General features: G+C 59.4%; 21 protein-coding genes. 14 read left to right on the top strand and 7 right to left on the bottom strand.

Features of this window, described 5'->3' with window-relative positions; translation table 11 throughout:
* Nucleotides 1-57 precede the first annotated feature (57 nt).
* Nucleotides 58-1,242 carry a thiolase family protein gene (locus tag LOY43_RS20260; RefSeq protein ID WP_095125186.1) on the top strand — a complete coding sequence of 395 codons (1,185 nt, stop codon included), beginning with the start codon at nucleotides 58-60 and terminating at the stop codon, nucleotides 1,240-1,242.
* Between the two features lie 135 nt (nucleotides 1,243-1,377).
* On the opposite strand, the gene LOY43_RS20255 is transcribed toward LOY43_RS20260, so the two are convergent.
* Nucleotides 1,378-1,572 carry a DUF6316 family protein gene (locus tag LOY43_RS20255; RefSeq protein ID WP_134176376.1) on the bottom strand — a complete coding sequence of 65 codons (195 nt, stop codon included), beginning with the start codon at nucleotides 1,570-1,572 and terminating at the stop codon, nucleotides 1,378-1,380.
* 210 nt (nucleotides 1,573-1,782) lie between these two features.
* On the opposite strand from LOY43_RS20255, the gene LOY43_RS20250 reads away from it, so the two are divergent.
* Nucleotides 1,783-2,736 carry a DMT family transporter gene (locus LOY43_RS20250; protein WP_258708637.1) on the top strand — a complete coding sequence of 318 codons (954 nt, stop codon included), beginning with the start codon at nucleotides 1,783-1,785 and terminating at the stop codon, nucleotides 2,734-2,736.
* 85 nt (nucleotides 2,737-2,821) lie between these two features.
* Here LOY43_RS20250 and LOY43_RS20245 read toward each other — a convergent pair whose 3' ends face one another.
* The gene (locus LOY43_RS20245; RefSeq protein ID WP_007908383.1) at nucleotides 2,822-4,216 is read right to left on the bottom strand and encodes a class II fumarate hydratase; all 1,395 of its coding nucleotides are present in this window, start codon (nucleotides 4,214-4,216) and stop codon (nucleotides 2,822-2,824) included.
* A gap of 193 nt (nucleotides 4,217-4,409) precedes the next feature.
* On the opposite strand from LOY43_RS20245, the gene LOY43_RS20240 reads away from it, so the two are divergent.
* The 7 genes from LOY43_RS20240 to LOY43_RS20210 all read left to right on the top strand — a co-directional run bounded on the left by LOY43_RS20240 (nucleotide 4,410) and on the right by LOY43_RS20210 (nucleotide 12,246).
* A complete protein-coding gene (locus LOY43_RS20240; protein WP_095120531.1) occupies nucleotides 4,410-4,931 on the top strand; it encodes a DUF2059 domain-containing protein in 522 nt (173 codons plus the stop codon).
* A gap of 12 nt (nucleotides 4,932-4,943) precedes the next feature.
* Nucleotides 4,944-5,243 (top strand): BolA family transcriptional regulator, encoded by a 300-nt coding sequence (locus LOY43_RS20235; protein WP_007908388.1) that lies wholly within the window; start codon nucleotides 4,944-4,946, stop codon nucleotides 5,241-5,243.
* A gap of 102 nt (nucleotides 5,244-5,345) precedes the next feature.
* Entirely contained in the window at nucleotides 5,346-6,287 is a 942-nt protein-coding gene (locus LOY43_RS20230) for a rhodanese-related sulfurtransferase (RefSeq protein WP_095048574.1), read from the top strand.
* A 35-nt stretch (nucleotides 6,288-6,322) separates the two neighbouring features.
* Nucleotides 6,323-6,925, top strand: coding sequence for a DsbA family protein (locus LOY43_RS20225; protein WP_176471270.1), 603 nt, complete (start codon nucleotides 6,323-6,325; stop codon nucleotides 6,923-6,925).
* Nucleotides 6,918-8,744: an ABC transporter ATP-binding protein gene (locus tag LOY43_RS20220; RefSeq protein ID WP_258708636.1), complete on the top strand. Its 1,827-nt coding sequence runs from the start codon at nucleotides 6,918-6,920 to the stop codon at nucleotides 8,742-8,744. Before LOY43_RS20225 ends, LOY43_RS20220 begins: the two co-directional genes overlap by 8 nt.
* 201 nt (nucleotides 8,745-8,945) lie before the next feature.
* A complete protein-coding gene (locus tag LOY43_RS20215) occupies nucleotides 8,946-11,405 on the top strand; it encodes an EAL domain-containing protein (RefSeq protein WP_258708635.1) in 2,460 nt (819 codons plus the stop codon).
* Nucleotides 11,406-11,484: 79 nt separating this feature from the next.
* A complete protein-coding gene (locus LOY43_RS20210) occupies nucleotides 11,485-12,246 on the top strand; it encodes a TenA family transcriptional regulator (RefSeq protein ID WP_371857736.1) in 762 nt (253 codons plus the stop codon).
* A 135-nt stretch (nucleotides 12,247-12,381) separates the two neighbouring features.
* Here LOY43_RS20210 and LOY43_RS20205 read toward each other — a convergent pair whose 3' ends face one another.
* The 5 genes from LOY43_RS20205 to LOY43_RS20185 all read right to left on the bottom strand — a co-directional run bounded on the left by LOY43_RS20205 (nucleotide 12,382) and on the right by LOY43_RS20185 (nucleotide 17,250).
* On the bottom strand, nucleotides 12,382-13,308 hold the full coding sequence (locus LOY43_RS20205) for a GGDEF domain-containing protein (protein WP_220556685.1): 927 nt from the start codon (nucleotides 13,306-13,308) through the stop codon (nucleotides 12,382-12,384).
* A 363-nt stretch (nucleotides 13,309-13,671) separates the two neighbouring features.
* Nucleotides 13,672-14,412 (bottom strand): YciK family oxidoreductase, encoded by a 741-nt coding sequence (locus tag LOY43_RS20200; protein ID WP_095125179.1) that lies wholly within the window; start codon nucleotides 14,410-14,412, stop codon nucleotides 13,672-13,674.
* A 72-nt stretch (nucleotides 14,413-14,484) separates the two neighbouring features.
* A complete protein-coding gene (gene mupP, locus LOY43_RS20195; RefSeq protein WP_095048567.1) occupies nucleotides 14,485-15,156 on the bottom strand; it encodes an N-acetylmuramic acid 6-phosphate phosphatase MupP in 672 nt (223 codons plus the stop codon).
* A 4-nt stretch (nucleotides 15,157-15,160) separates the two neighbouring features.
* A complete protein-coding gene (ubiG, locus tag LOY43_RS20190) occupies nucleotides 15,161-15,859 on the bottom strand; it encodes a bifunctional 2-polyprenyl-6-hydroxyphenol methylase/3-demethylubiquinol 3-O-methyltransferase UbiG (protein ID WP_093435309.1) in 699 nt (232 codons plus the stop codon).
* Nucleotides 15,860-15,915: 56 nt separating this feature from the next.
* On the bottom strand, nucleotides 15,916-17,250 hold the full coding sequence (locus LOY43_RS20185; protein ID WP_258708634.1) for a TRZ/ATZ family hydrolase: 1,335 nt from the start codon (nucleotides 17,248-17,250) through the stop codon (nucleotides 15,916-15,918).
* A gap of 108 nt (nucleotides 17,251-17,358) precedes the next feature.
* Between LOY43_RS20185 and mtnA the strand changes: the two genes are divergently transcribed.
* The 5 genes from mtnA (at nucleotide 17,359) to hisC (ending at nucleotide 25,180) form a co-directional block, all read left to right on the top strand.
* Complete coding sequence (mtnA, locus tag LOY43_RS20180) at nucleotides 17,359-18,435, top strand: S-methyl-5-thioribose-1-phosphate isomerase (protein WP_095048565.1); 1,077 nt, start codon at nucleotides 17,359-17,361, stop codon at nucleotides 18,433-18,435.
* Between the two features lie 434 nt (nucleotides 18,436-18,869).
* A complete protein-coding gene (gene gyrA / locus LOY43_RS20175) occupies nucleotides 18,870-21,644 on the top strand; it encodes a DNA gyrase subunit A (protein WP_093435302.1) in 2,775 nt (924 codons plus the stop codon).
* Nucleotides 21,645-21,875: 231 nt separating this feature from the next.
* Nucleotides 21,876-22,961, top strand: a complete 1,086-nt coding sequence (gene serC / locus LOY43_RS20170) for a 3-phosphoserine/phosphohydroxythreonine transaminase (RefSeq protein WP_095048564.1) — start codon at nucleotides 21,876-21,878, stop codon at nucleotides 22,959-22,961.
* Entirely contained in the window at nucleotides 22,961-24,055 is a 1,095-nt protein-coding gene (gene pheA, locus LOY43_RS20165; RefSeq protein WP_016770924.1) for a prephenate dehydratase, read from the top strand. The genes serC and pheA overlap by 1 nt, the downstream gene beginning before the upstream one ends.
* A gap of 12 nt (nucleotides 24,056-24,067) precedes the next feature.
* Nucleotides 24,068-25,180: a histidinol-phosphate transaminase gene (gene hisC, locus LOY43_RS20160; RefSeq protein ID WP_258708633.1), complete on the top strand. Its 1,113-nt coding sequence runs from the start codon at nucleotides 24,068-24,070 to the stop codon at nucleotides 25,178-25,180.
* The last annotated feature ends 23 nt before the right edge of the window (nucleotides 25,181-25,203 follow it).

Below are 25,203 nucleotides of genomic sequence, written 5' to 3'. Positions count from 1 at the left end.
GATGCGGTGGACTTATGCTCGGTCCACTCTCAACCGACTACAACAATGAGGTATGCCATGCGTGAAGTGGTGATCGTCGACAGCGTGCGGACTGGCCTGGCCAAGTCCTTTCGCGGCAAGTTCAACCAGACCCGCCCCGATGATATGGCGGCTCATTGCGTCAACGCGCTGCTTGAGCGCAACGACATCGACCCGGCCAGCGTCGAGGATTGCATCGTCGGCGCCGGCTCCAACGAAGGCGCGCAGGGCTACAACATCGGCCGTAACGTCGCGGTGCTGTCGCGTTTGGGCACCGGCACCGCCGGCATGACCCTCAACCGTTTCTGTTCATCGGGCTTGCAGGCGATTGCGATTGCTGCCAACCAGATTGCCTCGGGTTGCAGCGACATCATCGTTGCCGGCGGCGTCGAGTCGATCAGCCTGACGATGAAAAGCGTCAACACCGATCACCTGATCAACCCGCTGCTCAAACAGCAAACGCCGGGCATCTACTACACGATGGGCCAGACCGCCGAAGTGGTCGCGCGGCGTTATGGCGTCAGCCGTGAAGCGCAGGATCGCTATTCATTGCAGAGCCAGATCCGCACCGCTCAGGCGCAGGCTGCCGGACTGTTCAACGATGAAATCGTGCCGATGGCGGTGAAGTACCGCGTCGAGGACAAAAACACCGGTGCAGTGCAGATTCTCGACGGTGTGGTTGATCGCGACGACTGCAATCGCCCGGACACCACCTATGAAAGTCTCGCCGGGTTGAAACCGGTGTTTGCTGAGGATGGTTCGGTCACGGCGGGCAACTCGTCGCAGCTGTCCGACGGTGCGTCGATGACGCTGGTGATGAGCCTGGAGAAAGCCTTGCAGTTGGGCCTCAAGCCGAAAGCATTTTTTCGCGGCTTCACCGTGGCCGGTTGCGAGCCGGACGAAATGGGCATCGGCCCGGTGTTCTCGGTGCCGAAGCTGCTCAAGGCCAAAGGCTTGCAGGTGGCGGATATCGATCTGTGGGAACTGAACGAGGCGTTTGCTTCGCAGTGCCTGTACAGCCGGGATCGGCTGGAGATCGATAATGAGAAATACAACGTCAATGGCGGCTCGATTTCCATTGGTCACCCGTTTGGTATGACCGGGTCGCGGCAGGTCGGGCATCTGGTGCGGGAGTTGCAGCGGCGCAATTTGCGTTATGGCATTGTTACCATGTGTGTGGGCGGCGGGATGGGCGCGACGGGGTTGTTTGAGGCGGTTAGCTAAGCCAGAGCATTTTTGTTGTCTGTTCCATTGCTATCGCTGGCAAGCCAGCTCCCACAGGTTTCGTAGCGGTCGCACAAATTGTGTACGCCACTAATCCTGTGGGAGCTGGCTTGCCAGCGATTGGATCACCACCGCTTAACGACTGGAATTCAGTCCTTGCATCCGCGCGATGTAAGCCTGGATTTCCTTCTCAATCTGTACGGCACTCTCAAACGGCCCTTCAAGGGTATTTTCCCGAGTACTGAAATACAGTTCACCATTGACCCGACACACCCGGTCGCTGCGAAAACGCATGGCGGGGGCGCTGTCCTGGGCGCGCATTCCCAACATGAGCGGTCTCCTTGGCTGGTACGCTGAAAGGGATCCAGTGAGCTTATGTCTGAAGCACTTGGCGCGCCCGCCCAGCCGATCAACGGCGCCGCGTCAATTTTATGCTGCGACCTGCACAGTTGCATTCGCGTCCTGGCCTTAACTGTCCCTGTGTCCCGACCTGCTGCGCGCCTAGAATGAGCGCTCTTGTCAGCAGGTTTTGGGGTTTCCATGCACATTTCATCCGGTCGCTGGGTCTACGGCTTGTTCCTGGCGCTGCTGACTGCGTTTTTGTGGGGCATCCTGCCGATCAAACTCAAACAGGTATTGCTGGTGATGGACCCGGTGACGGTGACCTGGTTTCGTCTGCTGGTGTCCGGCGGCTGCCTGTTCATCTATCTGGCGGCGGTCAAGCGTTTGCCGAGTCGCAAAGTGCTGGGGCCGAAGGGCGGCTGGCTGGTGCTGATGGCGGTGCTCGGCCTCGTGGGCAACTACGTGTTGTACCTGATGGGCCTTAACCTGCTCAGCCCCGGCACCGCGCAACTGGTGGTGCAAATGGGGCCGATCATGCTGTTGATCGCCAGTCTGTTTGTGTTCAAGGAGCGCTTCAGTATTGGTCAGAGCATTGGTCTGGCGGTGCTGTTGATCGGTTTTGTACTGTTTTTCAATCAACGTCTGGCGGAGTTGTTGACGTCATTGTCGGATTACACCGCAGGCGTGTTGCTGGTGCTGTTGGCGTCGACGGTGTGGACCTTCTATGCGCTGGGCCAGAAGCAATTGCTGACGGTATGGAATTCGTTGCAGGTGATGATGGTGATCTACCTGTTCTGCGCACTGTTGCTGACGCCGTGGGTGCATCCGCTCGAAGCGCTGAACCTCAGCCCGTTGCAGGGCTGGCTGCTGCTGGCGTGCTGTATGAACACGCTGATTGCCTATGGCGCGTTCGCTGAAGCGCTGGCGCATTGGGAGGCGTCGCGGGTCAGTGCGACGTTGGCGATTACGCCGTTGGTGACGTTTGGCGCAGTGGCCATTGCGGCTTTTATCTGGCCGGACTATGTGCATGCCGAGCAGATCAATGGGCTTGGCTATGGCGGGGCGGTGTTAGTGGTGTTGGGTTCGGCGCTGGTGGCGTTGGGGCCTTCGTTGATTGCCGGGCTCAAGGCGCGGCGCATGCGTATGGCTTGAAGATCAAAAGATCGCAGCCTGCGGCAGCTCCTACAGAGGACGCATTCCAATGTAGGAGCTGCCGCAGGCTGCGATCTTTTGCTGTTTAGCCCTTGGCGCCAGCCTCGATCATATTCTCCGGCCGCACCCACGCATCAAACTCTTCATCCGTCAGATAGCCCAACGCCAACGCCGCCTCACGCAAAGTCAGCCCTTCGCTGTAAGCCTTCTTGGCGATCTCCGCCGACTTGTCATAACCAATATGCGGATTCAGTGCCGTCACCAGCATCAGCCCTCGTTCCAGATGTCTGGCCATGACTTCGGCATCTGGTTCCAGCCCGGCAATGCAGTGCTGCTGGAAGTTGCTGCAGCCATCGGCGAGCAGGCGAATCGATTGCAGCAGGTTGTGGATGATCACCGGTTTGAACACGTTCAACTGCAAGTGACCCTGACTCGCGGCAATGCCGATGGTCACGTCGTTGCCCAGCACCTGACAGGCGAGCATCGACAGCGCTTCGCACTGGGTCGGGTTGACCTTGCCGGGCATGATCGAGCTGCCCGGCTCATTTGCCGGCAGCCGCACCTCGGCAAAACCTGCGCGGGGACCGGAGCCGAGCAGGCGCAGGTCGTTGGCGATTTTCATCAGCGCCACGGCGAGGGTTTTCAGCGCACCGGACAGGCTGGTCAGTGGTTCGTGGCCGGCGAGGGCGGCGAACTTGTTCGGCGCGGTGACGAAGGGCAGGCCGGACAGCGCCGCCAGTTCTGCAGCAATCGCCTCACCAAAACCATGCGGCGAATTCAGCCCGGTGCCGACCGCGGTGCCGCCCTGAGCCAGTTCACACACCGCTGGCAATGCAGCGCGGATTGCGCGTTCGGCGTAATCCAGCTGCGCGATAAAACCGGAAAGCTCTTGGCCAAAGGTGATCGGTGTCGCGTCCATCATGTGCGTACGACCGGTCTTCACCAGTTTCATGTGCCGCGCCGCCAGTTCGGCGAGACCACCGGACAGCTCGGCGATCGCCGGCAGCAGTTGTTCCTGCACAGCCTGGGCGGTGGCAATGCTCATGGCGGTAGGGAAGCAGTCGTTGGAGCTTTGCGAGCGGTTGACGTGATCGTTGGGGTGCACCGGCGTCTTGCCGCCGCGCGGATTACCGGCCAGCTCGTTGGCGCGCCCGGCAATCACCTCGTTGACGTTCATATTGCTCTGCGTGCCGCTGCCGGTCTGCCACACGACGAGCGGAAACTGGTCGTCGTGCTGGCCGTCGAGCACTTCGTCGGCAGCTTGCTCGATCAGGCGGGCGATGTCGGCGGGCAAATCGCCGTTACGGTCGTTGACTCGTGCAGCGGCTTTCTTGATCAGGGCCAGAGCGTGCAGTACCGGCAGCGGCATGCGTTCCTGACCAATGGCGAAGTTGATCAGCGAGCGTTGCGTCTGAGCACCCCAGTAGGCGTCGTCCGGGACTTCGATCTGGCCCAGGCTGTCGGTTTCGATACGGCTCATCGTGCACACTCCTGTTGGTCTGTTTGCGCAGTTTAGGCCGGCATCGGCCGTGGTGGTTCCCTCGAACCGATTGTTGACCGGTAAAACCCGGCCAATCAAGCACGGCAAGGCTCGGGGGTTGAGCCACGAGGTTTTTTAGGCGCAGAATGGTCGCCCTTGGGGTTTTACCTCGCCTAGCTGAAAAGGAAACTCGATGACTCGTCTTCGTGCCATCTGCACCGCGGTTGCACTGGTTTGCGCCAGCGGCCAGGTGCTTGCCGATACCGCCAGCCACAACGCCAGTGCTGAAGCTTTCCTGACCCTGGCGCACGCTGACAAGCTGGGCACTCCGGTGTACATGCAAGTGCAGCAAATGTTCGCTCAGCGTTTTGAACAGACCAAAGCCCCGGAAGCCAAGAAAGCCGTTCTGGAAACCTACCAGGCCAAGGCCAACGCCGCCCTGGACCAGGCCATCGGCTGGAACAAGCTCAAGCCTGACATGGTCAAGCTTTACACCAGCAACTTCAGCGAATCCGAGCTGAAAGATCTGGTCGCGTTCTACAAGTCGCCACTGGGCAAGAAAGTCCTGGAAAAAATGCCGCAGCTGACTCAGCAATCGGCCCAGATGACCCAGGCCAAACTGGAAAGCGCCGTGCCTGTCGTCAACAAGCTGCTCGACGACATGACCAAAGAGCTGGACCCGAAAGGCGCTGCTGCGCCGGCCAAGAAGAAGTAAGCGGAGTTCGTGATGACCATGCAACAACGCATCGAATCGACGCTGGCCCTGCTTCAGCCTGAGCACCTGCAAGTGCTGGATGAAAGCCACATGCACAGTCGCGGGTTGCAGACGCACTTCAAGGCCGTAGTGGTCAGCGCGCAGTTCGACGGCCTGAACCGGGTCAAGCGCCACCAGAAAGTCTACGGCACGCTCGGTGAGCTGATGGGCGAGTTCCATGCGTTGGCGCTGCACACCTACACCCCGCAGGAATGGGCAGAGATCGGCGCCGCTCCGGCATCGCCGACCTGTGCTGGCGGCAGTAAGCATTAAGCTTCGGTTTTTTGCTAGAATCCGCAACGCGCCGCTCACCCGGCGCGTTTTTTTTTGAATCCGGTTCACCCTTTGCGAGGGTAGCCACCTGGAGAAATACCCATGACACAACCGATTGTCGTGGCGGCACTGTATAAGTTCGTCACCCTCGAAGATTACGTCAACCTGCGCGAGCCGCTGCTGCAAGCGATGGTCGACAACCAGATCAAAGGCACCCTGCTGATCGCCGAAGAAGGCATCAACGGCACGGTGTCCGGCACTCGCGAAGGCATCGACGGTCTGCTCGCCTGGCTGAAGAACGACCCACGCATGATCGACATCGATCACAAAGAGTCGTACTGCGACGAGCAGCCGTTCTATCGCACCAAGGTCAAACTGAAGAAAGAGATCGTCACCCTCGGTGTCGAAGGCGTCGACCCGAACAAAAAGGTCGGCACCTACGTTGATCCGCAAGACTGGAACGCGCTGATCAGTGACCCGGAAGTGCTGTTGATCGACACCCGTAACGATTACGAAGTATCGATCGGCACTTTCGAAGGCGCCATCGATCCGAAAACCACCAGTTTTCGCGAATTCCCCGACTACATCAAAGAACACTTCGACCCGGCCGTGCACAAGAAGGTCGCAATGTTCTGCACCGGTGGCATTCGCTGCGAGAAAGCTTCGAGCTACATGCTCGGCGAGGGTTTCGAAGAGGTTTACCACCTCAAGGGTGGCATCCTGAAGTACCTCGAAGAGGTGCCGCAGGAAGAAACCAAGTGGCAGGGCGACTGCTTCGTGTTCGACAACCGCGTGACCGTGCGTCACGACCTCAGCGAAGGCGACTACGATCAATGTCATGCCTGCCGCACACCGGTTAGCGTTGAAGATCGCACCAGCGAGCATTACGTTGCCGGCATCAGCTGCCCGCATTGCTGGGACACGTTGAGCGAGAAAACCCGCCGCAGCGCCATCGATCGGCAGAAACAGATCGAACTGGCCAAGGCGCGTAACCAGCCGCACCCGATCGGCTACAACTACAAGCAAGCATCCACCGAGGCTTAACCATGTCTGCGCGCCTGCTCTATGTGATGGATCCGATGTGTTCGTGGTGCTGGGGTTTTGCTCCGGTGGCCAAGGCATTGGTCGAGCAGGCGCAAGCAGCCGGGGTGGAGTTGCATCTGGTGGTCGGTGGTTTGCGCACCGGCAGCGGCTCGGCGCTGGAGCCGACCACGCGTCGCTACATTCTTGAACACTGGCAAGCGGTCACCGATGCCACCGGCCAGGCGTTCAAATTTGACGGCGCGTTGCCCGACGGTTTTGTCTACGACACTGAGCCTGCCTGCCGCGCAATCGTCACGGCGCGCAGTCTGGCGCCGGATTGCGCGTGGAAGTTGGTCGGGCTGATCCAGCAGGCGTTTTACGCTGAAGGCCGCGATGTCACCCAGGCCAGTGTACTGGTCGAGTTGGCGGAGCAGGCGGGTGTGCCGCGCATCGAGTTCGCGGCGTTGTTCGATCATGCCGATCAACACAAAGCCACTCAGGCCGATTTCAGTTGGGTGCAAGATCTGGGCATCGCCGGTTTCCCGACCCTGCTCGCCGAACGCAATGGCCAACTGGCGCTGCTGACCAATGGCTATCAACCGCTCAGCGAACTGTCGCCATTGCTCGGCCGCTGGCTGGAGCGCGCCGCCTGTGCCTGACCTGGCCGATGACACGCCAGCCGTAAAGCGTGTCGACCGGCTGAGCTGGGCAGAAGTCCGGCGACTGGCACTCACTCACAAAAAATCCCTATGGATTGCCAACGGCGTGGCTGTGCTGGCGACGCTGTGCAGCGTGCCGATCCCATTGCTGCTGCCATTGCTAGTGGACGAAGTCCTTCTCGGCCATGGCGATGCCGCGCTGAAAGTCATGAACCATGTGCTGCCGACGATGTGGCAGCAAGCGGCCGGCTATATAGGCCTGATGCTGCTGGTGACCCTTACCCTGCGTTGCAGTTCGCTGTGCTTCGGCGTGTTGCAGTCGCGGCTGTTTGCACAGCTGGCCAAGGACATCGTCTACCGTATCCGCGTGCGTTTGATCGAACGCCTCAAGCGGATTTCCCTCGGCGAATACGAAAGCCTTGGTAGCGGCACAGTCACGACGCACCTGGTCACTGATCTGGATACCCTCGACAAATTCGTCGGCGAAACCCTCAGTCGCTTTCTGGTGGCGATGCTGACGCTGGTCGGCACCGCGAGCATCCTGCTGTGGATGCACTGGAAACTGGCGCTGCTGATTCTGCTGTTCAACCCGCTGGTGATCTACGCCACGGTGCAGTTGGGCAAACGCGTCAAACACCTGAAGAAACTCGAGAACGACAGCACCTCGCGCTTCACCCAGGCGTTGAGCGAAACCCTTGATGCGATTCAGGAGATCCGTGCCGGCAACCGTCAGGGTTTCTTCCTCGGGCGGCTCGGTCTGCGGGCGCAGGAAGTGCGCAACTACGCGGTCAATTCGCAGTGGAAAACCGACGCTTCCAACCGTGCCAGCGGTTTGTTGTTCCAGTTCGGTATCGACATCTTCCGCGCGGCGGCGATGCTTACGGTGTTGTTCTCCGACCTGTCGATCGGCCAGATGCTCGCGGTGTTCAGTTACCTGTGGTTCATGATCGGCCCGGTCGAGCAACTGCTCAATCTGCAATACGCCTATTACGCGGCGGGCGGGGCGCTGGCGCGGATCAACGAACTGCTGGCGCGCGCCGATGAGCCGCAATATCCCGGCGGTGTCGATCCGTTCAAGGGCCGTGACACCGTAGGTATTCAGGTACAGGGCCTGAGCTTCGGCTACGGCAATGACCTGGTGCTGGATCAGCTGAATCTGTCGATTGCTCCCGGTGAAAAAGTCGCGATTGTCGGCGCCAGTGGCGGCGGCAAAAGTACCCTCGTGCAATTGCTGCTCGGGCTGTATACGCCACTGTCCGGCACCATCCGCTTCGGCGGTTCGACCCAGCAGGAAATCGGTCTGGACACGGTTCGCGAAAACGTCGCGGTGGTGTTGCAGCACCCGGCGCTGTTTAACGACACCGTGCGCGCCAACCTGACCATGGGCCGCACCCGCAGTGACGAGGCGTGCTGGCAGGCGCTGGAAATCGCTCAGCTCGAAGCGACCATCCGCGCCTTGCCCAATGGTCTGGACAGTATCGTCGGCCGCTCCGGCGTGCGCCTGTCCGGTGGGCAGCGGCAACGTCTGGCCATCGCGCGGATGATCCTCGCCGAACCGAAAGTCGTGATCCTCGACGAAGCCACCTCGGCCCTCGACGCGGCCACCGAGTACAACCTGCACCAGGCCATGGCGCGCTTCCTCAATGGCCGCACCACGCTGATCATTGCCCACCGACTGTCGGCGGTGAAACAGGCTGATCGCGTGCTGGTGTTCGATGGTGGCCAGGTCGCTGAAGACGGCGATCATCAGCAGTTGATTGCCGACGGTGGCCTGTATGCCAAGCTCTATGGTCATCTGCAGCAGATCCAGCGCCCTTGAGTTTCGTGCCGGTTTCTGTGCTTAGTGCTTGAATTGCATTAAGTAAAATCACTCGGAACGCCCGCACAGTCCCGCCATTTGCACAATCGACCTAGAGGACGGCAGAGCTGTCCCTTTGACTTGGCGAAAATTAGCCTAGGCTGAGCTGTCAGGAGCGGGATTTTCCGGTGTTCATCTGGCAGTGCTTGCGCAAGGGATCTCATGAAGCAAAAGCGGACTCTCGGAACGCCACGGTTGTTGGGCATCGTCTGGCCATTTATTGCCGTCGTGTTGTTTCAAGCGTTATTGGGCGGCGTGAGTCTTTACGTGCTCTCGGCGGTTCGCGGTTACGTCGCTGGTGAAAGCCTCTGGTCCAAGGGCCAGAAAGACGCGATTTACTACCTCAATCTCTACGCCGACAGCCGTGATGAGGCGATTTTCCTCAAGTACCGCACTGCGATCGGTGTGCCGCAAGGCGGGCATCAGTTGCGTCTGGCGCTGGATCATCAACCACCGGATCTGGCCGCGGCGCGCGAAGGCATTCTAAAGGGTGGTAACCACCCGGACGACGTTTCCAGCCTGATCTGGCTGTACCTCAACTTCCGCCATTTCAGTTATCTGGAAACCGCAATTGACCGCTGGACGGTCGGTGACGCCTACCTGGTCGAGCTGGATGACGTGGCGCAGGAGATGCACCGCAGCATTTCGCAAAACAGTGCCAGCAGCACTGATATCCAGCACTGGAAGGCACGGATTTTCGCCATCAACGATGGCGTGACTCCAGCTGCGAAAGCCTTCAGCGATGCCTTGGGCGAAGGCTCGCGGATGATCCTGCGGCTGCTGCTGTTGACCAATCTCGCCACGGCGCTGGGGTTGATCGTGCTGGCCCTGTGGCGTACGCACAAGTTGCTCAAACAGCGCCATGCCTTTGCCGAGGCGCTGCAACTGGAGAAGGATCGGGCGCACGTTACCTTGCATTCGATCGGTGATGGCGTCATTACCACCGACGTCAGCGGCGCTATCGATTACATGAACCCGGCCGCTGAAGCCATGACCCACTGGAAAGCCGAACAGGCGGCGGGTTTGCCGCTGGCGGCATTGTTCAATCTGCTCGACGACAACGCCCAGTCCGAAGGGCTGACCCTGATCGAGCACATTCTCAGCGGCAAGCTTAGTGGCGGCAGCGAGCACTCGAAGCTGATCCAGCGCCTCGATGGCACGACATTGTCGGTGACCCTGGTCGGCGCGCCGATCCGTAATGCCGGAAAGGTCAGTGGCACGGTGCTGGTCTTGCACGATATGACCCAGGAACGGCAATACATCGCCAATCTGTCGTGGCAGGCCACCCATGACGCGCTGACCGGGCTGGCTAACCGTCGCGAGTTCGAATATCGCCTGGAGCAGGCGCTGCACAATCTCACGCGCCATACCGGGCGGCATGCGCTGATGTTCCTCGATCTTGATCAATTCAAACTGGTTAACGACACCTGCGGCCATGCCGCCGGCGATGAGTTGTTGCGGCACATTTGTACGCTGCTGCAGTCCGGACTGCGCGAGGGCGATACGCTGGCGCGACTGGGTGGTGATGAGTTCGGCATCTTGCTGGAGAACTGCGCGCCGGATGCGGCGGAAAAGATTGCCGAGGCGCTGCGTCAGACTGTGCAGAATCTGCACTTTGTCTGGAAGGGGCGGCCGTTCCTGACCACCGTGAGCATTGGCCTGGTGCATATCGCACAAATCCCGACGACCCTCGAAGCCTCATTGCGTGCCGCAGATATGGCCTGTTACATGGCCAAGGAAAAGGGCCGTAACCGCGTGCAGGTCTATCACACTGACGATTCCGAACTGTCCCTGCGCTTTGGTGAGATGGCCTGGGTGCAACGCTTGCACATGGCCCTGGAAGAAAACCGTTTTTGTCTGTACGCCCAGGAAATCGCTCCGCTCAAGTCGGGTGACAACAACGGTGGGCATATCGAGATTCTGCTGCGTCTGCACGATGAAGCCGGGCGGATGATTCTGCCGGACAGTTTCATTCCCGCAGCCGAGCGCTATGGTTTGATGAGTCAACTGGATCGTTGGGTAGTTCAGAATGTATTTAAGGTTATTGCTCAATGTATTGCACAAGAACATAAACAACCTTTAGCAATGTGTGCGATTAATCTGTCAGGCATTACTATAGGAGATGACGCGTTTTTGCACTTTCTGCGGGAACAGTTTGTTAACTATGCAATACCGCCTGAAATGATTTGTTTTGAAATTACAGAAACCAGTGCAATTTCAAATCTGGGCAGTGCAATAAGATTTATTAATGAACTCAAAGGCTTAGGTTGCTATTTTTCGTTAGATGATTTTTGCGCCGGAATGTCTTCATTCGCTTATCTGAAACATTTGCCTGTAGACTTCCTGAAGATCGACGGGAGTTTCGTAAAGGATATGCTGGACGACCCGATTAACCGCGCAATGGTCGAAGTGATCAATCACATCGGGCATGTCATGGGTAAAAAGACAATTGCCGAGTTTGTTGAAACAACCCAGATCGAGCAGGCCCTGCTTGAAATTGGTGTGGATTACGCTCAGGGTTATGTTATAGAACGCCCACAGTTGTTTACCTGCGACAGTTTGCAAAGTCGGCCCGCCAGACCGCAACCGCTGTTATTCAAAGCGCCTGGCACGTTCCGTTGAAGTCTCTCGCCGATCCTTACAATCACAAATCAAAAGGAGCCGAACAGTGATCGACACATTCAACCGAACCGGACCACTCATGGAAGCTGCAAGTTATCCTGCCTGGGCACAACAGCTCATTGAGGATTGCAGCGAGAGCAAGCGCCGGGTTGTCGAACATGAACTTTACCTGCGCATGCGTGATAACAAACTCAGCGCCAGAACCATGCGTCAGTACCTGATCGGGGGCTGGCCGGTGGTTGAGCAGTTTGCGTTGTACATGGCGCAGAATCTCACCAAAACCAGGTTTGCCCGGCATCCGGGCGAAGACATGGCGCGGCGCTGGCTGATGCGCAATATCCGCGTCGAACTCAATCATGCGGATTATTGGGTGCACTGGAGTCGTGCACATGGCGTCAGTCTGGAAGACCTTCAGGCCCAACATGTGCCGCCCGAACTGCATGCCTTGAGTCATTGGTGCTGGCACACCAGCTCAGCCGATTCGTTGATTGTGGCCATCGCGGCCACCAACTATGCCATCGAAGGCGCGACCGGGGAGTGGTCGGCGCTGGTCTGCTCCACCGGCGTGTATGCCGCAGCGTTTCCCGAAGAGGATCGCAAGCGCGCGATGAAGTGGTTGAAGATGCATGCCCAGTACGACGATGCCCATCCGTGGGAGGCGCTGGAAATCATCTGCACCCTGGCCGGGATGAACCCTAGCAAGGCCTTGCAGGCCGAGTTGCGTCAGGCCGTCTGCAAGAGCTATGACTACATGTATCTGTTTCTGGAGCGTTGCATGCAACTGGAGACGTCGGAACGCTTGCTGGTCAACCGAGAGCGCAGGGCGGTAGTCGAGAGCTGATATTCGTCTTCACGCAAAACCAATGTGGGAGCGAGCCTGCTCGCGAAAGTGGTATGCCAGTCAACTCATGGTTGAATGTCAGATCGCATTCGCGAGCAGGCTCGCTCCCACACTGTTTTGTGTTGGTTGAATAGCTTAGCCCGCCATCGCCAGGCGGTTGCGACCTTCACGCTTGGCCACATACAACGCACTGTCAGCGCGGCGCAGCAAGCTGTCGGCCGATTCCCCCGGCAACAACGTCGAGCAGCCCAGGCTCACCGTCAATTCAATCAAATGTCCATCCGCATAGTATTCGGCCGCCTGCGTCGCATAACGCAGTCGTTCGCCGACCATCGCTGCCGCTTCCCGGCTGGTGTTGGACAGCAGCACCAGAAACTCTTCGCCACCGTAACGGAACACCATATCGACGTTGCGCAGTTGCGCCTTGATTGTCGCGGCGATGGCTTTAAGCACGTCATCGCCGGCGCTGTGGCCATGGCTGTCGTTGACCCGCTTGAAGTGGTCGATATCGAGCATCAGCAGCGACAACGGTTGTTGATGTCGGCGAGACATATCGATCTCCCGCTGCAGGGTTTGCTCCATGGCGATGCGGTTACCGGCGCCGGTCAGCGGATCGCGCAGGGCACTCTGAGTCGCCTCGCGATAAAGCAGCGCGTTGCGCATCGGGTACAGCAAGGATGAGAGTAACGACTCCAGCTGACCTTGTTCCGTGTCGTTGAAGCGCTGATTGCGACGGAACACCAGTTCGCCCATGTGCTCGCCTTCGTGGCTCAGGGTATAGCTGATCGAGTGGTGGCCGCGGGCACCGAATTCCAGGCGCAGGTCGCTGCCCTGATGCACGTAGCTGAGCGCGTCCAGGGGCACGAGGCGCTGAACTTCGCGGAAAAACAGACCGAGGATGCGTTGCGGTTCGAGGCTGGTTTGCAGTTGCAGGCTCATTTGCTGGCGCAATTGCGCAAGACTGGCCGGTCGCTCCAGAAGGGGAGGCAGCTGACCAAAGCCCAGGCGTTGCAATTTGGCACTGTCAAAGTCAATTGCATTGGTCTGGGAGGGTGATTTCATATGGCGTGAGCCCCTAAAGCAGTAAGTCTGTCTTACAGGCTGGGTGAGAGCGGCTATGGGCTGCGCGTCATACTGATCCATCAGTCCCGTAGGACATTTGGCGTAAGTTTAGTCTGCCTGAAGACGATTAGTCAGCTATCGAAATCGGCTTTGCCCCACTGCCTTCACACGGCATGCTTTGAGGAAATTTAGAGCGAAAGTCGTGCCATTCGGTTCGGTTTTATTTAAACCGTTTTGAATCAATAAGTTGGCTGATCAAGGGGGAGGAGTGTGCTGGAAAATTGACTGAAATATGACGGTCGCCAGCGGCAAATGCATGCCGCGACAGGAATCTGCCGCGGCAACAAAAGCGACGTATGGCAGTTATTGCGCGTTGAAGGCCTGGCCGTTGATGCCCGAGCTGTCCGGGCCCATCAGGTACAGGTAGACCGGCATGATCTCCTCCGGCGTCGGGTTGTTCAGCGGGTTTTCCCCCGGATACGCCTGGGCGCGCATGCTGGTGCGCGTGCCGCCCGGGTTGATGCTGTTGGAGCGTACCGGCGCGACACCGTCGACTTCATCGGCCAGGGTTTGCATCAAGCCTTCGGTGGCGAACTTCGATACGCCATAAGCGCCCCAGTACGCACGGCCTTTGCGACCGACGCTGCTGGAGGTGAACACCACCGAGGCATCCTGCGACAGTTTGAGCAGCGGCAGCAGGGTGCTGGTCAGCATGAACATGGCGTTGACGTTGACTTGCATCACGCGCATGAAGTTTTCACCGGACAACTGTTCGATCGGCGTGCGTGGACCGATGATTGAAGCGTTGTGCAGCAGACCGTCGAGGTGGCCGAACTCGGTCTCGATCATCGCGGCCAACTCATCGTACTGATGGGGCAGGGCGGTTTCCAGATTGAACGGAATCACCGCCGGTTGCGGATGCCCGGCAGCTTCGATCTCGTCATACACCTGCGTCAGATTGGCCTCGGTCTTGCCCAGCAGCAGTACCGTAGCGCCATGGGCGGCGTAGGTTTTCGCGGCCGCCGCGCCAATGCCACGACCGGCACCGGTGACTAGAATGACCCGATCCTTGAGCAATTCGGGACGAGCGGAGTAATCAAACATAAAAACCTCATCAAGTCAGATCGTTCCCACGCTCTGCGTGGGAATGCAGCCAATGACGCTCTGCGTCAGGTCTCAGCAACTGCAAAGCGCGCTATCGAGCACCTTGCGCAGCTCCGACGGATGATCCACCACCACGTCCGCCCCCCAATGCCGCGGGTTGTCGTCCGGGTGGATGTAGCCGAACGTCACCGCTGCCGTTTTCGTACCGGCATCGCGCCCCGATTCGATATCACGCAGATCATCGCCGACAAACAGCACCGTCGACGGATCCAGATCAAGCATCTTGCACGCGAGGATCAACGGCTCCGGATCCGGCTTGCTGTTCTTCACGTGATCCGGGCAGATCAGCAGCGCCGAACGCTCAGCCAATCCCAGTTGCTGCATGATCGGCTCGGCAAAGCGCAGTGGCTTGTTGGTCACCACGCCCCAGATCAGCTTGGCCTTTTCGATATCGGCCAGCAGTTCACCCATGCCGTCAAACAGCTTGCTGTGCACGGCGCAGCCAACCAGATAGCGCTCAAGGAACTCCAGACGCAGTTCTTCGAAGCCCGGCGACTCCGGGTCCATCGAGAACGTCACCGCAACCATCGCTTTGGCGCCGCCGGAGATCTCGTCGCGGATGTGCTTGTCGTTGATCGGCGGCAAGCCGCGATCTGCACGCATGGCCTGGCAGATGGCGATGAAGTCCGGCGCCGTGTCGAGTAGGGTGCCGTCCATGTCGAAGAGAACTGCTCTGATCGCCATCGGCTTACTCCTCGCGCAGGGTCTGGATCATGTAGTTGACGTCAACGTCGCTGGCCAGCTTGTAGTGCTTGGTCAGCGGGTTGTAGGTCAGGCCGATGATGTCTTTGACGGTCAGGCCGGCCATGCGGCTCCAGGCACCCAGCTCGGACGGGCGGATGAATTTCTTGAAATCGTGGGTGCCGCGCGGCAGCAGCTTCATGATGTACTCAGCGCCGATGATGGCGAACAGGTAGGCCTTCGGGTTGCGGTTGATGGTCGAGAAGAACACCTGACCGCCCGGCTTGACCATGCGGAAGCAGGCGCGGATCACTGACGACGGATCCGGCACGTGCTCAAGCATTTCCAGGCACGTGACCACGTCAAACTGCTCCGGCATTTCTTCGGCCAGGGCTTCGGCGGTGATCTGGCGGTACTCAACGCTGACGCCGGATTCCAGCTGATGCAGTTGCGCGACCGCCAGCGGCGCTTCGCCCATGTCGATGCCCATCACCGTGGCACCGCGTTGCGCCATGGCTTCGCTGAGGATGCCGCCGCCGCAACCGACGTCGAGGACTTTCTTGCCGGCCAGATTGACCCGCTCGTCAATCCAGTTGACCCGCAGCGGGTTGATGTCGTGCAGTGGTTTGAACTCGCTTTCGCGGTCCCACCAGCGATGGGCCAAGGCTTCGAATTTGGCGATTTCAGCGTGGTCGACGTTGCTCATGTTAAATCCTCTAAAACTTTAAAAGTGCTGTAGCCCTGGCGTTTGCGCCAAGGTGTTTACGATTCGGTGTGGCCGCTGATGCGCTGGCCCCAGGTCCGGGCGGTGACGCCCAGTTGCTCTTCGTCCATGCGCGTCAGGCGGCGGTCGTCGAGCAGTTGCTTGCCGGCGACCCACAGGTGTTTCACGCAATCGCGACCGGTGGCATATATAAGCTGCGAGACCGGGTCATATACCGGTTGCTGGGCCAGGCCGGACAGGTCGAAAGCGACGATGTCGGCAGCTTTGCCAATTTCCAGCGAGCCGACTTGCGCCTCGATCCCCAGTGCGCGCGCGCCATTCAGCGTGGCCATGCGCAGTGCTCGATGGGCATCCAGCGCAGTGGCCGAGCCGGCGACGGCTTTGGCTAGGAGTGCAGCGGTACGGGTTTCGCCGAGCAGATCGAGATCGTTATTGCTGGCGGCGCCATCGGTGCCAACGGCCACGTTGACGCCAGCCTGCCACAAACGCTCGACCGGGCAGAAGCCGCTGGCGAGTTTGAGGTTCGATTCCGGGCAGTGGATCACGCTGGTGTTGCTTTCTACCAGCAACGCCAGGTCGTCATCGCTGATCTGGGTCATGTGCACGGCCTGGAAGCGCGGGCCAAGCAGGCCCAGACGACCGAGGCGCGCGAGCGGACGTTCGCCGCGCTGCTCCAGCGCTTGCTGAACTTCGAAAGCGGTTTCGTGCACGTGCATATGGATCGAGGCGTCCAGCTCCTCGGCAATCACGCGGATTTTCTCCAGGTTTTCGTCGCCGACGGTGTACGGTGCATGGGGGCCGAAGGTGATCTTGATCCGTTCATGGTGCTTGAGATCGCCGAACAACTCGACGCCCTGACGAATGGCTTCATCGGCGCTGCTGGCGCCCGGAATCGGGAAATCAAGGATTGGAATGGCGATCTGCGCGCGAATACCGCTGTTGTGCACGCGCTCGCTGGCGACTTTCGGGTAGAAATACATGTCCGAGAAACAGGTGATGCCGCCCTTGATCTGCTCGGCGATAGCCAAATCAGTCCCATCGCGAACGAAATCTTCATCGACCCACTTGGCCTCGGCCGGCCAGATGTGATTTTCCAGCCAGATCATCAGCGGCAAATCATCGGCCAGGCCACGAAACAGCGTCATCGCCGCGTGACCGTGCGCATTGATCAGACCGGGGGCGAGCAGCACATCCGGCAATTCCCGGATCTCAGTGGCGTTACACTTCAATGCTTCGGCGCGCGGGCCGATAAACACGATGCGACCGTCGCGAATGCCCAGGCCGTGCTCCTTGAGCACAACACCTGCAGGTTCGACGGGTACCAGCCAGGTCGGCAGCAATAATAAGTCGAGCGCAATGGCAGGTTTCGGCATCGAGGGTCGGTTCCAGTGCTTTTGTAAAGGATGGCGAAGTATACCCGAGCGTCTTCGCGGGGGGATCGCTATAATCGGCGGCTTTTGTTCATGAGTGCGGGGTGAGGGATGCGCGATCGACTGTTGGCTGCGGAGAAAGTAAAGGCCATCGATTGGCGAGATGGCGCGCTCCACCTGCTGGATCAGCGTATTTTGCCGTTCGAGGAAACCTGGATTGCCTACACCAGCGCCGCCGGCGTGGCCGAGGCGATTCGTTCGATGGTGGTGCGCGGTGCGCCGGCCATCGGCATCAGCGCGGCCTATGGCATTGTGCTGGCGGCCCGTGCCCGTCTGGCCGAAGGTGGCGACTGGGCTGCGGCGCTGGAAGAAGATTTCGCCTTGCTGGCCGATTCTCGTCCGACCGCAGTCAATCTGTTCTGGGCGTTGGGCCGTATGCACGATCGACTGGATCGTCTGAAAGGCAACGCCGACCCGTTGGCGGCGCTGGAAGCCGAAGCCATTGCCATTCATGAAAGCGACCGCGAAGCCAACCTGACCATGGCCCAGCTCGGCGTTGATCTGATCCGCAAGCACCAGGGCAATGCGCAGGCGATTCTGACTCACTGCAACACCGGTGCGCTGGCTACCGGCGGGTTCGGTACGGCGCTGGGGGTGATTCGCGCGGCTTATCTGGAAGGCATGGTCGAGCGTGTTTACGCCGATGAAACCCGTCCGTGGCTGCAGGGCTCGCGCCTGACCGCTTGGGAACTGGCCAACGAAGGCATTCCGGTCACCCTGAATGCCGACTCCGCCGCTGCGCACATCATGAAAACCAAAGGCGTGACCTGGGTGATCGTCGGTGCTGACCGCATCACCGCCAACGGTGACGTGGCCAACAAGATCGGCACCTACCAACTGGCTGTCAACGCCATGCACCACGGTGTGCGTTTCATGGTGGTGGCGCCAAGTTCGACCATCGACATGAATCTGGCCAGCGGTGACGACATCCCGATCGAGGAGCGTGATGGCGCCGAGTTGCTCGAAGTGGGTGGCAAGCGCGTCGGCGCGGACGTTGAAGCGTTCAACCCGGTATTTGACGTGACGCCGGCCGACCTGATCGATGCGATCGTCACCGAAAAAGGCATCGTCGAGCGCCCGGATACCGCGAAAATGGCCCAGTTGATGTGCCGCAAACGCCTGCATTGATGCTGGCCTGCTCAATGTAGGAACTGCCGAAGGCTGCGATCTTTTGATCTTGCTTTTTACAGGTCAGGATCAAAAGATCGCAGCCTTCGGCAGCTCCTACAGGTGTTTGGGGTCCTAAATGTCAATAAACATCGCTAAACCAAGCCCCAATTCTGCATTCAAAGAAGCTCTGAGCCTCTCTCGTCCCCGTTAAGCCTGTCACCGGTCAACTAACTATGCTCCATGCGCATCAGGGGGATAGGTGCGTGGCGGCTCTTGTGATAACATCCGGCGTTTTCCGAGGCAGCTCCACGGAGCTGTCTTTACTGCGCAAATCCGCGATCCAATGTTGATTTGTCGTAAGTCGGTGCATGGCACTCGGTCTGCCCCGACGAGCTTCGTTGGTCCCATATGGATATGACGAAGTTTCACCAGAAAAAGGAATCAGGCTTCTCATGGGCGAACTGGCCAAAGAAATCCTCCCGGTCAATATCGAAGACGAGCTGAAACAGTCCTACCTCGACTACGCGATGAGCGTGATCGTCGGCCGTGCACTGCCGGATGCGCGCGATGGCCTCAAGCCCGTGCACCGTCGCGTACTGTTCGCGATGAGCGAGTTGGGCAACGACTTCAACAAGCCGTACAAGAAATCTGCCCGTGTTGTCGGCGACGTGATCGGTAAGTATCACCCGCACGGTGATACCGCGGTGTACGACACCATCGTTCGTATGGCACAGCCTTTCTCCCTGCGCTACCTGCTGGTAGACGGTCAGGGCAACTTCGGTTCGGTCGACGGCGACAACGCTGCGGCCATGCGATATACCGAAGTGCGCATGACCAAGCTGGCGCATGAGCTGCTGGCTGACCTGCACAAAGAAACCGTGGACTGGGTGCCGAACTACGACGGCACCGAAATGATCCCGGCGGTCATGCCGACCCGTATCCCCAACCTGCTGGTCAACGGCTCCAGCGGTATTGCCGTGGGCATGGCGACCAACATTCCGCCGCACAACCTCGGTGAAGTCATCGACGGTTGCCTGGCGCTCATCGACAACCCTGAGCTGACCGTCGATGAACTGATGCAATACATCCCCGGTCCGGACTTCCCGACCGCCGCGATCATCAACGGTCGCGCCGGCATCATCGAAGCCTACCGTACCGGTCGTGGCCGTATTTACATGCGCGCCCGCTCGATCATCGAAGACATCGACAAGGTCGGTGGCCGTCAGCAGATCGTCATCACCGAACTCCCTTACCAGTTGAACAAGGCGCGTCTGATCGAGAAGATCGCCGAGCTGGTTAAAGAGAAGAAGCTCGAAGGCATCACCGAACTGCGCGACGAGTCCGACAAGGACGGTATGCGCGTCGTGATCGAACTGCGTCGCGGCGAAGTGCCTGAGGTGATCCTCAACAACCTCTACGCCCAGACTCAGCTGCAATCGGTATTCGGCATCAACATTGTTGCGCTGATCGATGGCCGTCCACGCATCCTTAACCTCAAGGATCTGCTGGAAGCCTTCGTTCGTCACCGTCGCGAAGTCGTCACCCGTCGTACCGTGTTTGAACTGCGCAAGGCGCGCGAGCGTGGGCACATCCTCGAAGGCCAGGCCGTTGCCCTGTCGAACATCGACCCGGTCATCGCCCTGATCAAGGCTTCGCCGACGCCGTCGGAAGCCAAAGAAGCGCTGGTCAGCACGCCGTGGGAATCCTCGGCAGTGGTGGCGATGGTTGAGCGTGCCGGTGCCGATTCGTGCCGTCCGGAAAACCTCGATCCGCAATACGGTCTGCGTGAAGGCAAGTACTTCCTGTCGCCAGAACAGGCGCAAGCCATTCTGGAACTGCGTCTGCACCGTCTGACCGGTCTGGAACACGAAAAACTGCTGGCCGAGTATCAAGAGATCCTCAACCAGATCGGCGAGCTGATCCGCATCCTCAACAGCGCCGTGCGCCTGATGGAAGTGATCCGCGAAGAGCTGGAAGTGATCCGCGCCGAATACGGCGATCAGCGTCGCACCGAGATTCTCGATGCCCGTCTCGATCTGACCCTGGGTGACATGATCCCGGAAGAAGAACGCGTCGTGACCATCTCCCACGGTGGCTACGCCAAGACCCAGCCACTGGCTGCGTACCAGGCTCAGCGTCGTGGCGGTAAAGGCAAGTCGGCCACCGGCGTCAAGGATGAGGACTACATCGCTCACCTGCTGGTTGCCAACAGCCACACCACGCTGCTGCTGTTCTCCAGCAAAGGCAAGGTTTACTGGCTCAAGACCTACGAGATTCCGGAAGCGTCCCGCGCCGCCCGTGGTCGTCCGCTGGTCAACCTTCTGCCATTGAGCGAAGGTGAATACATCACCACCATGCTGCCGGTCGATCTCGAAGCCATGAAGCGTCAGGCTGATGAAGAAGAAGCCGAAGGCGCCGAGGCTGATGTAGAAGAAATCGAAAACAGCAACGAGACCGATGAAGAACGTCGTGCTCGCATCAAGGCTGCTGACCGCAAGAAAGCCCCGTTCATCTTCATGTCGACCGCCAACGGTACCGTGAAGAAGACCCCGCTGGTGGCCTTCAGCCGTCAGCGCAGCGTTGGTCTGATCGCGCTGGAACTGGACGAAGGCGACATCCTGATCTCCGCCGCCATTACCGATGGCGAGCAGGAAATCATGCTGTTCTCCGACGGCGGCAAAGTGACTCGCTTCAAGGAATCCGAAGTTCGCGCCATGGGCCGTACCGCCCGCGGTGTGCGTGGCATGCGTCTGCCAGAAGGGCAGAAGCTGATCTCCATGCTGATTCCAGAAGAAGGCAGCGAGATTCTCACTGCTTCCGAGCGCGGCTACGGCAAGCGTACGGCGATCACCGAGTTCCCTGAATACAAGCGTGGCGGTCAGGGCGTTATCGCCATGGTCAGCAACGAGCGTAACGGCCGTCTGGTCGGCGCGGTTCAGGTGCAGGACGGTGAAGAAATCATGCTGATCTCCGATCAGGGCACTCTGGTGCGTACCCGTGTCGACGAAGTGTCGAGCCTGGGTCGTAACACTCAGGGCGTCACACTGATCAAGCTGGCCAAGGATGAAACCCTGGTTGGGCTGGAGCGGGTTCAGGAGCCTTCGGAAGTTGAAGGTGAAGAGCTTGAGGGTGAAGAGGGCGAGGAGTTCGAAGGCAATGTCGTGATCGACGATGCTGCCGAAGACCAGCAACTCGACGCCGCAGCAGACGAAGAACCGCAAGAATAAGCGGACAAACGAGGGGGCGGATGAGAATTCGCCCCCTTGTTATTTGTCCGGTATGAAATTTCGACATCATGGAGATCCCCTGTGGGAGCGAGCCTGCTCGCGAATGCAGGCGCTGCGGTACCTCTGACGCACCGCGGTGATGCATTCGCGAGCAGGCTCGCTCCCACAGGGCCGTGTTGATCGGTAGTGTGATTTATTGCGTGATACCACCAAATCAGAGCGAGATTGGATGTGAGCAAGCGAGCCTATAACTTCTGCGCCGGTCCTGCGGCGCTTCCTGAAGCTGTCCTGCAACGTGCCCAGGGTGAACTCCTTGATTGGCACGGCAAGGGTCTGTCGGTCATGGAAATGAGCCATCGCAGCGATGAGTTCGTGTCCATCGCCACCCAGGCCGAGCAGGATCTGCGTGACCTGCTGAATATCCCGTCGAACTACAAAGTGCTGTTTCTGCAAGGTGGCGCCAGCCAGCAATTCGCGCAGATTCCACTGAACCTGCTGCCGGAAAACGGCTCGGCCGACTATATCGACACTGGTATCTGGTCGCAGAAAGCCATCGAAGAAGCCTCGCGCTACGGTCACGTCAATGTTGCCGCCACCGCCAAACCTTACGACTATTTCGCCATCCCGGGCCAGAACGAGTGGAAACTGTCGAAAGACGCCGCTTACGTTCACTACGCGCCGAACGAAACCATCGGCGGTCTGGAATTCCAGTGGATCCCGGAAACCGGTGACGTGCCGTTGGTAGCGGACATGTCTTCGGACATCCTCTCGCGTCCGGTCGACATCTCGCGTTTCGGCATGATCTACGCCGGCGCACAGAAAAACATCGGCCCGAGCGGCATCGTCGTCAACATCATCCGCGAAGACCTGCTCGGCAAGGCGCGTTCGCTGTGCCCAACCATGCTCGACTACAAAGTCGCGGCCGATAACGGCTCGATGTACAACACCCCGCCGACGCTGGCCTGGTACCTGTCCGGTCTGGTGTTCCAGTGGCTGAAAGAGCAGGGTGGCGTTGAAGCGATCGCCAGGCTCAACGACGTCAAGCAGCGCACGCTGTACGACTTCATCGACGCCAGCGGCCTCTACAGCAACCCGATCAACAAGTCGGACCGCTCGTGGATGAACGTGCCGTTCCGTCTGGCTGATGATCGTCTGGACAAGCCTTTCCTGGTCGGTGCCGAAGAGCGCGGCTTGCTCAATCTGAAGGGCCACCGCTCCGTGGGCGGCATGCGCGCCTCCATCTACAACGCCGTCGACATCACCGCCGTTAACGCGCTGGTGGCGTACATGGCTGAATTCGAGAAGGAACACGGCTGATGTCCGAGCAAGAACTCAAGGCACTGCGCGTTCGTATTGACGCTCTGGACACCAAAGTCCTTGAGCTGATCAGTGAGCGTGCGCGTTGCGCCCAGGAAGTCGCGCGAGTAAAGATGGCCTCGCTGGCCGAAGGCGAAGTGCCGGTGTTCTATCGTCCTGAGCGCGAAGCTCAGGTGCTCAAGCGCGTGATGGAGCGCAATCAGGGGCCGCTGGGCAACGAAGAGATGGCGCGGCTTTTCCGCGAAATCATGTCCTCGTGCCTAGCGCTGGAGCAGCCGCTGAAAGTGGCTTACCTCGGCCCTGAAGGCACCTTCACCCAGGCTGCAGCGATGAAACACTTCGGTCACGCGGTGATCAGCAAGCCGATGGCGGCGATCGACGAAGTGTTCCGTGAAGTGGCGGCCGGTGCGGTGAATTTTGGCGTGGTGCCGGTGGAAAACTCCACCGAGGGCGCGGTCAACCACACGCTGGACAGCTTCCTCGAACACGACATGGTCATCTGTGGCGAAGTCGAGCTGCGCATTCACCATCACCTGTTGGTCGGTGAAAACACCAAGACCGACAGCATCAGTCGTATCTATTCCCACGCGCAGTCGCTGGCCCAGTGCCGCAAGTGGCTGGACGCGCATTACCCGAATGTCGAGCGCGTCGCGGTGTCGAGCAACGCTGAAGCGGCCAAGCGGGTCAAGGGCGAGTGGAACTCGGCGGCGATTGCCGGCGACATGGCGGCCGGTCTGTATGGCCTGACCCGTCTGGCCGAGAAGATCGAAGACCGTCCGGATAACTCGACGCGCTTCCTGATGATCGGTAACCAGGAAGTGCCGCCGACCGGCGACGACAAGACCTCGATCATCGTTTCGATGAGCAACAAGCCGGGTGCGCTCCACGAGCTGCTGGTGCCGTTCCATGACAACGGGATCGACCTGACCCGCATCGAAACCCGTCCGTCGCGCAGCGGCAAATGGACCTACGTGTTCTTTATCGACTTCGTCGGCCACCACCGTGATCCGTTGATCAAAGGTGTGCTGGAAAAGATCAGTCAGGAAGCAGTAGCACTCAAAGTGCTGGGTTCCTACCCGAAAGCAGTTCTCTAAGGGCGGTAGCAAATGAGTGGCAATTTCCTCGCTCTGGCACAGCCGGGCGTGCAACAACTTTCGCCGTACGTTCCGGGCAAGCCTGTGGATGAACTGGCGCGCGAGCTGGACCTGGATCCGGCCAAAATCGTCAAACTGGCGAGCAACGAAAACCCGCTAGGCGCCAGTCCGAAAGCTTTGGCAGCCATCCGCGAAGAGCTGGCCGAGCTGACCCGTTACCCGGATGGCAACGGTTTTGCGCTGAAATCCCTGCTGGCCGAGCAATGCCGTGTCGAACTGAGCCAGGTCACTCTGGGCAACGGTTCCAATGACATTCTTGAGTTGGTCGCGCGTGCCTATCTGGCGCCGGGCCTGAATGCCGTGTTCAGTGAGCACGCGTTCGCGGTGTACCCGATCGCCACTCAGGCCGTCGGCGCACAAGCCAAAGTGGTGCCGGCCAAGGATTGGGGGCATGACCTGCCGGCGATGCTCGCGGCCATCGATGCCAATACCCGTGTCGTGTTCATCGCCAATCCGAACAATCCGACCGGCACCTGGTTCGGCGCAGAAGCGCTGGACGAGTTCCTGCAGGATGTTCCGGAGCATGTACTGGTGGTGCTGGACGAGGCTTACATCGAGTACGCCGAAGGCAGCGATCTGCCGGACGGTCTGGATTTCCTCGCGGCTTACCCCAATCTGCTGGTTTCGCGCACTTTTTCCAAGGCTTATGGTCTGGCGGCATTGCGTGTTGGCTACGGTCTGTCGACCCCGGTGGTGGCGGACGTGCTGAACCGTGTTCGCCAACCGTTCAACGTCAACAGCCTCGCCTTGGCGGCAGCCTGTGCGGCGCTGAAGGATGAGGAATATCTGGCGCAAAGCCGCCAGCTCAACGAGGCGGGTATGCAGCAGCTGCAAGCCGGTCTCCGTGAGTTGGGCCTGAGCTGGATCGAATCCAAAAGCAACTTCATCTGCGTCGATCTCGGTCAGGTAGCTGCTCCGATATTTCAGGGCTTGCTGCGCGAAGGCGTGATCGTGCGTCCGGTGGCCAACTACGGCATGCCGAACCACCTGCGGGTGACCATTGGTCTGCCGGCGGAAAACAGCCGCTTCCTCGAAGCGCTGCGCAAGGTTCTGGCTCGTGGGTGATGTCACTGCACTGCAATCTGCTG

It is taken from the genome of Pseudomonas sp. B21-041 (assembly GCF_024748675.1).
GTDB lineage: Bacteria > Pseudomonadota > Gammaproteobacteria > Pseudomonadales > Pseudomonadaceae > Aquipseudomonas > Aquipseudomonas neuropathica.
The sequence above is the reverse complement of the archived record's forward strand: the minus strand, read 5'-3'. Positions and strand labels throughout refer to the sequence as shown.

What these genes read in the sequence shown, in the direction of transcription:
- LOY43_RS20260 (WP_095125186.1), top strand. Translation starts at nt 58, where the DNA reads ATGCGTGAAGTGGTGATCGTCGACAGCGTGCGGACTGGCCTGGCCAAG.
- LOY43_RS20255 (WP_134176376.1), bottom strand. Translation starts at nt 1,572, where the DNA reads ATGTTGGGAATGCGCGCCCAGGACAGCGCCCCCGCCATGCGTTTTCGC.
- LOY43_RS20250 (WP_258708637.1), top strand. Translation starts at nt 1,783, where the DNA reads ATGCACATTTCATCCGGTCGCTGGGTCTACGGCTTGTTCCTGGCGCTG.
- LOY43_RS20245 (WP_007908383.1), bottom strand. Translation starts at nt 4,216, where the DNA reads ATGAGCCGTATCGAAACCGACAGCCTGGGCCAGATCGAAGTCCCGGAC.
- LOY43_RS20240 (WP_095120531.1), top strand. Translation starts at nt 4,410, where the DNA reads ATGACTCGTCTTCGTGCCATCTGCACCGCGGTTGCACTGGTTTGCGCC.
- LOY43_RS20235 (WP_007908388.1), top strand. Translation starts at nt 4,944, where the DNA reads ATGACCATGCAACAACGCATCGAATCGACGCTGGCCCTGCTTCAGCCT.
- LOY43_RS20230 (WP_095048574.1), top strand. Translation starts at nt 5,346, where the DNA reads ATGACACAACCGATTGTCGTGGCGGCACTGTATAAGTTCGTCACCCTC.
- LOY43_RS20225 (WP_176471270.1), top strand. Translation starts at nt 6,323, where the DNA reads ATGTGTTCGTGGTGCTGGGGTTTTGCTCCGGTGGCCAAGGCATTGGTC.
- LOY43_RS20215 (WP_258708635.1), top strand. Translation starts at nt 8,946, where the DNA reads ATGAAGCAAAAGCGGACTCTCGGAACGCCACGGTTGTTGGGCATCGTC.
- LOY43_RS20210 (WP_371857736.1), top strand. Translation starts at nt 11,485, where the DNA reads ATGGAAGCTGCAAGTTATCCTGCCTGGGCACAACAGCTCATTGAGGAT.
- LOY43_RS20205 (WP_220556685.1), bottom strand. Translation starts at nt 13,308, where the DNA reads ATGAAATCACCCTCCCAGACCAATGCAATTGACTTTGACAGTGCCAAA.
- LOY43_RS20200 (WP_095125179.1), bottom strand. Translation starts at nt 14,412, where the DNA reads ATGTTTGATTACTCCGCTCGTCCCGAATTGCTCAAGGATCGGGTCATT.
- mupP (WP_095048567.1), bottom strand. Translation starts at nt 15,156, where the DNA reads ATGGCGATCAGAGCAGTTCTCTTCGACATGGACGGCACCCTACTCGAC.
- ubiG (WP_093435309.1), bottom strand. Translation starts at nt 15,859, where the DNA reads ATGAGCAACGTCGACCACGCTGAAATCGCCAAATTCGAAGCCTTGGCC.
- LOY43_RS20185 (WP_258708634.1), bottom strand. Translation starts at nt 17,250, where the DNA reads ATGCCGAAACCTGCCATTGCGCTCGACTTATTATTGCTGCCGACCTGG.
- mtnA (WP_095048565.1), top strand. Translation starts at nt 17,359, where the DNA reads ATGCGCGATCGACTGTTGGCTGCGGAGAAAGTAAAGGCCATCGATTGG.
- gyrA (WP_093435302.1), top strand. Translation starts at nt 18,870, where the DNA reads ATGGGCGAACTGGCCAAAGAAATCCTCCCGGTCAATATCGAAGACGAG.
- pheA (WP_016770924.1), top strand. Translation starts at nt 22,961, where the DNA reads ATGTCCGAGCAAGAACTCAAGGCACTGCGCGTTCGTATTGACGCTCTG.
- hisC (WP_258708633.1), top strand. Translation starts at nt 24,068, where the DNA reads ATGAGTGGCAATTTCCTCGCTCTGGCACAGCCGGGCGTGCAACAACTT.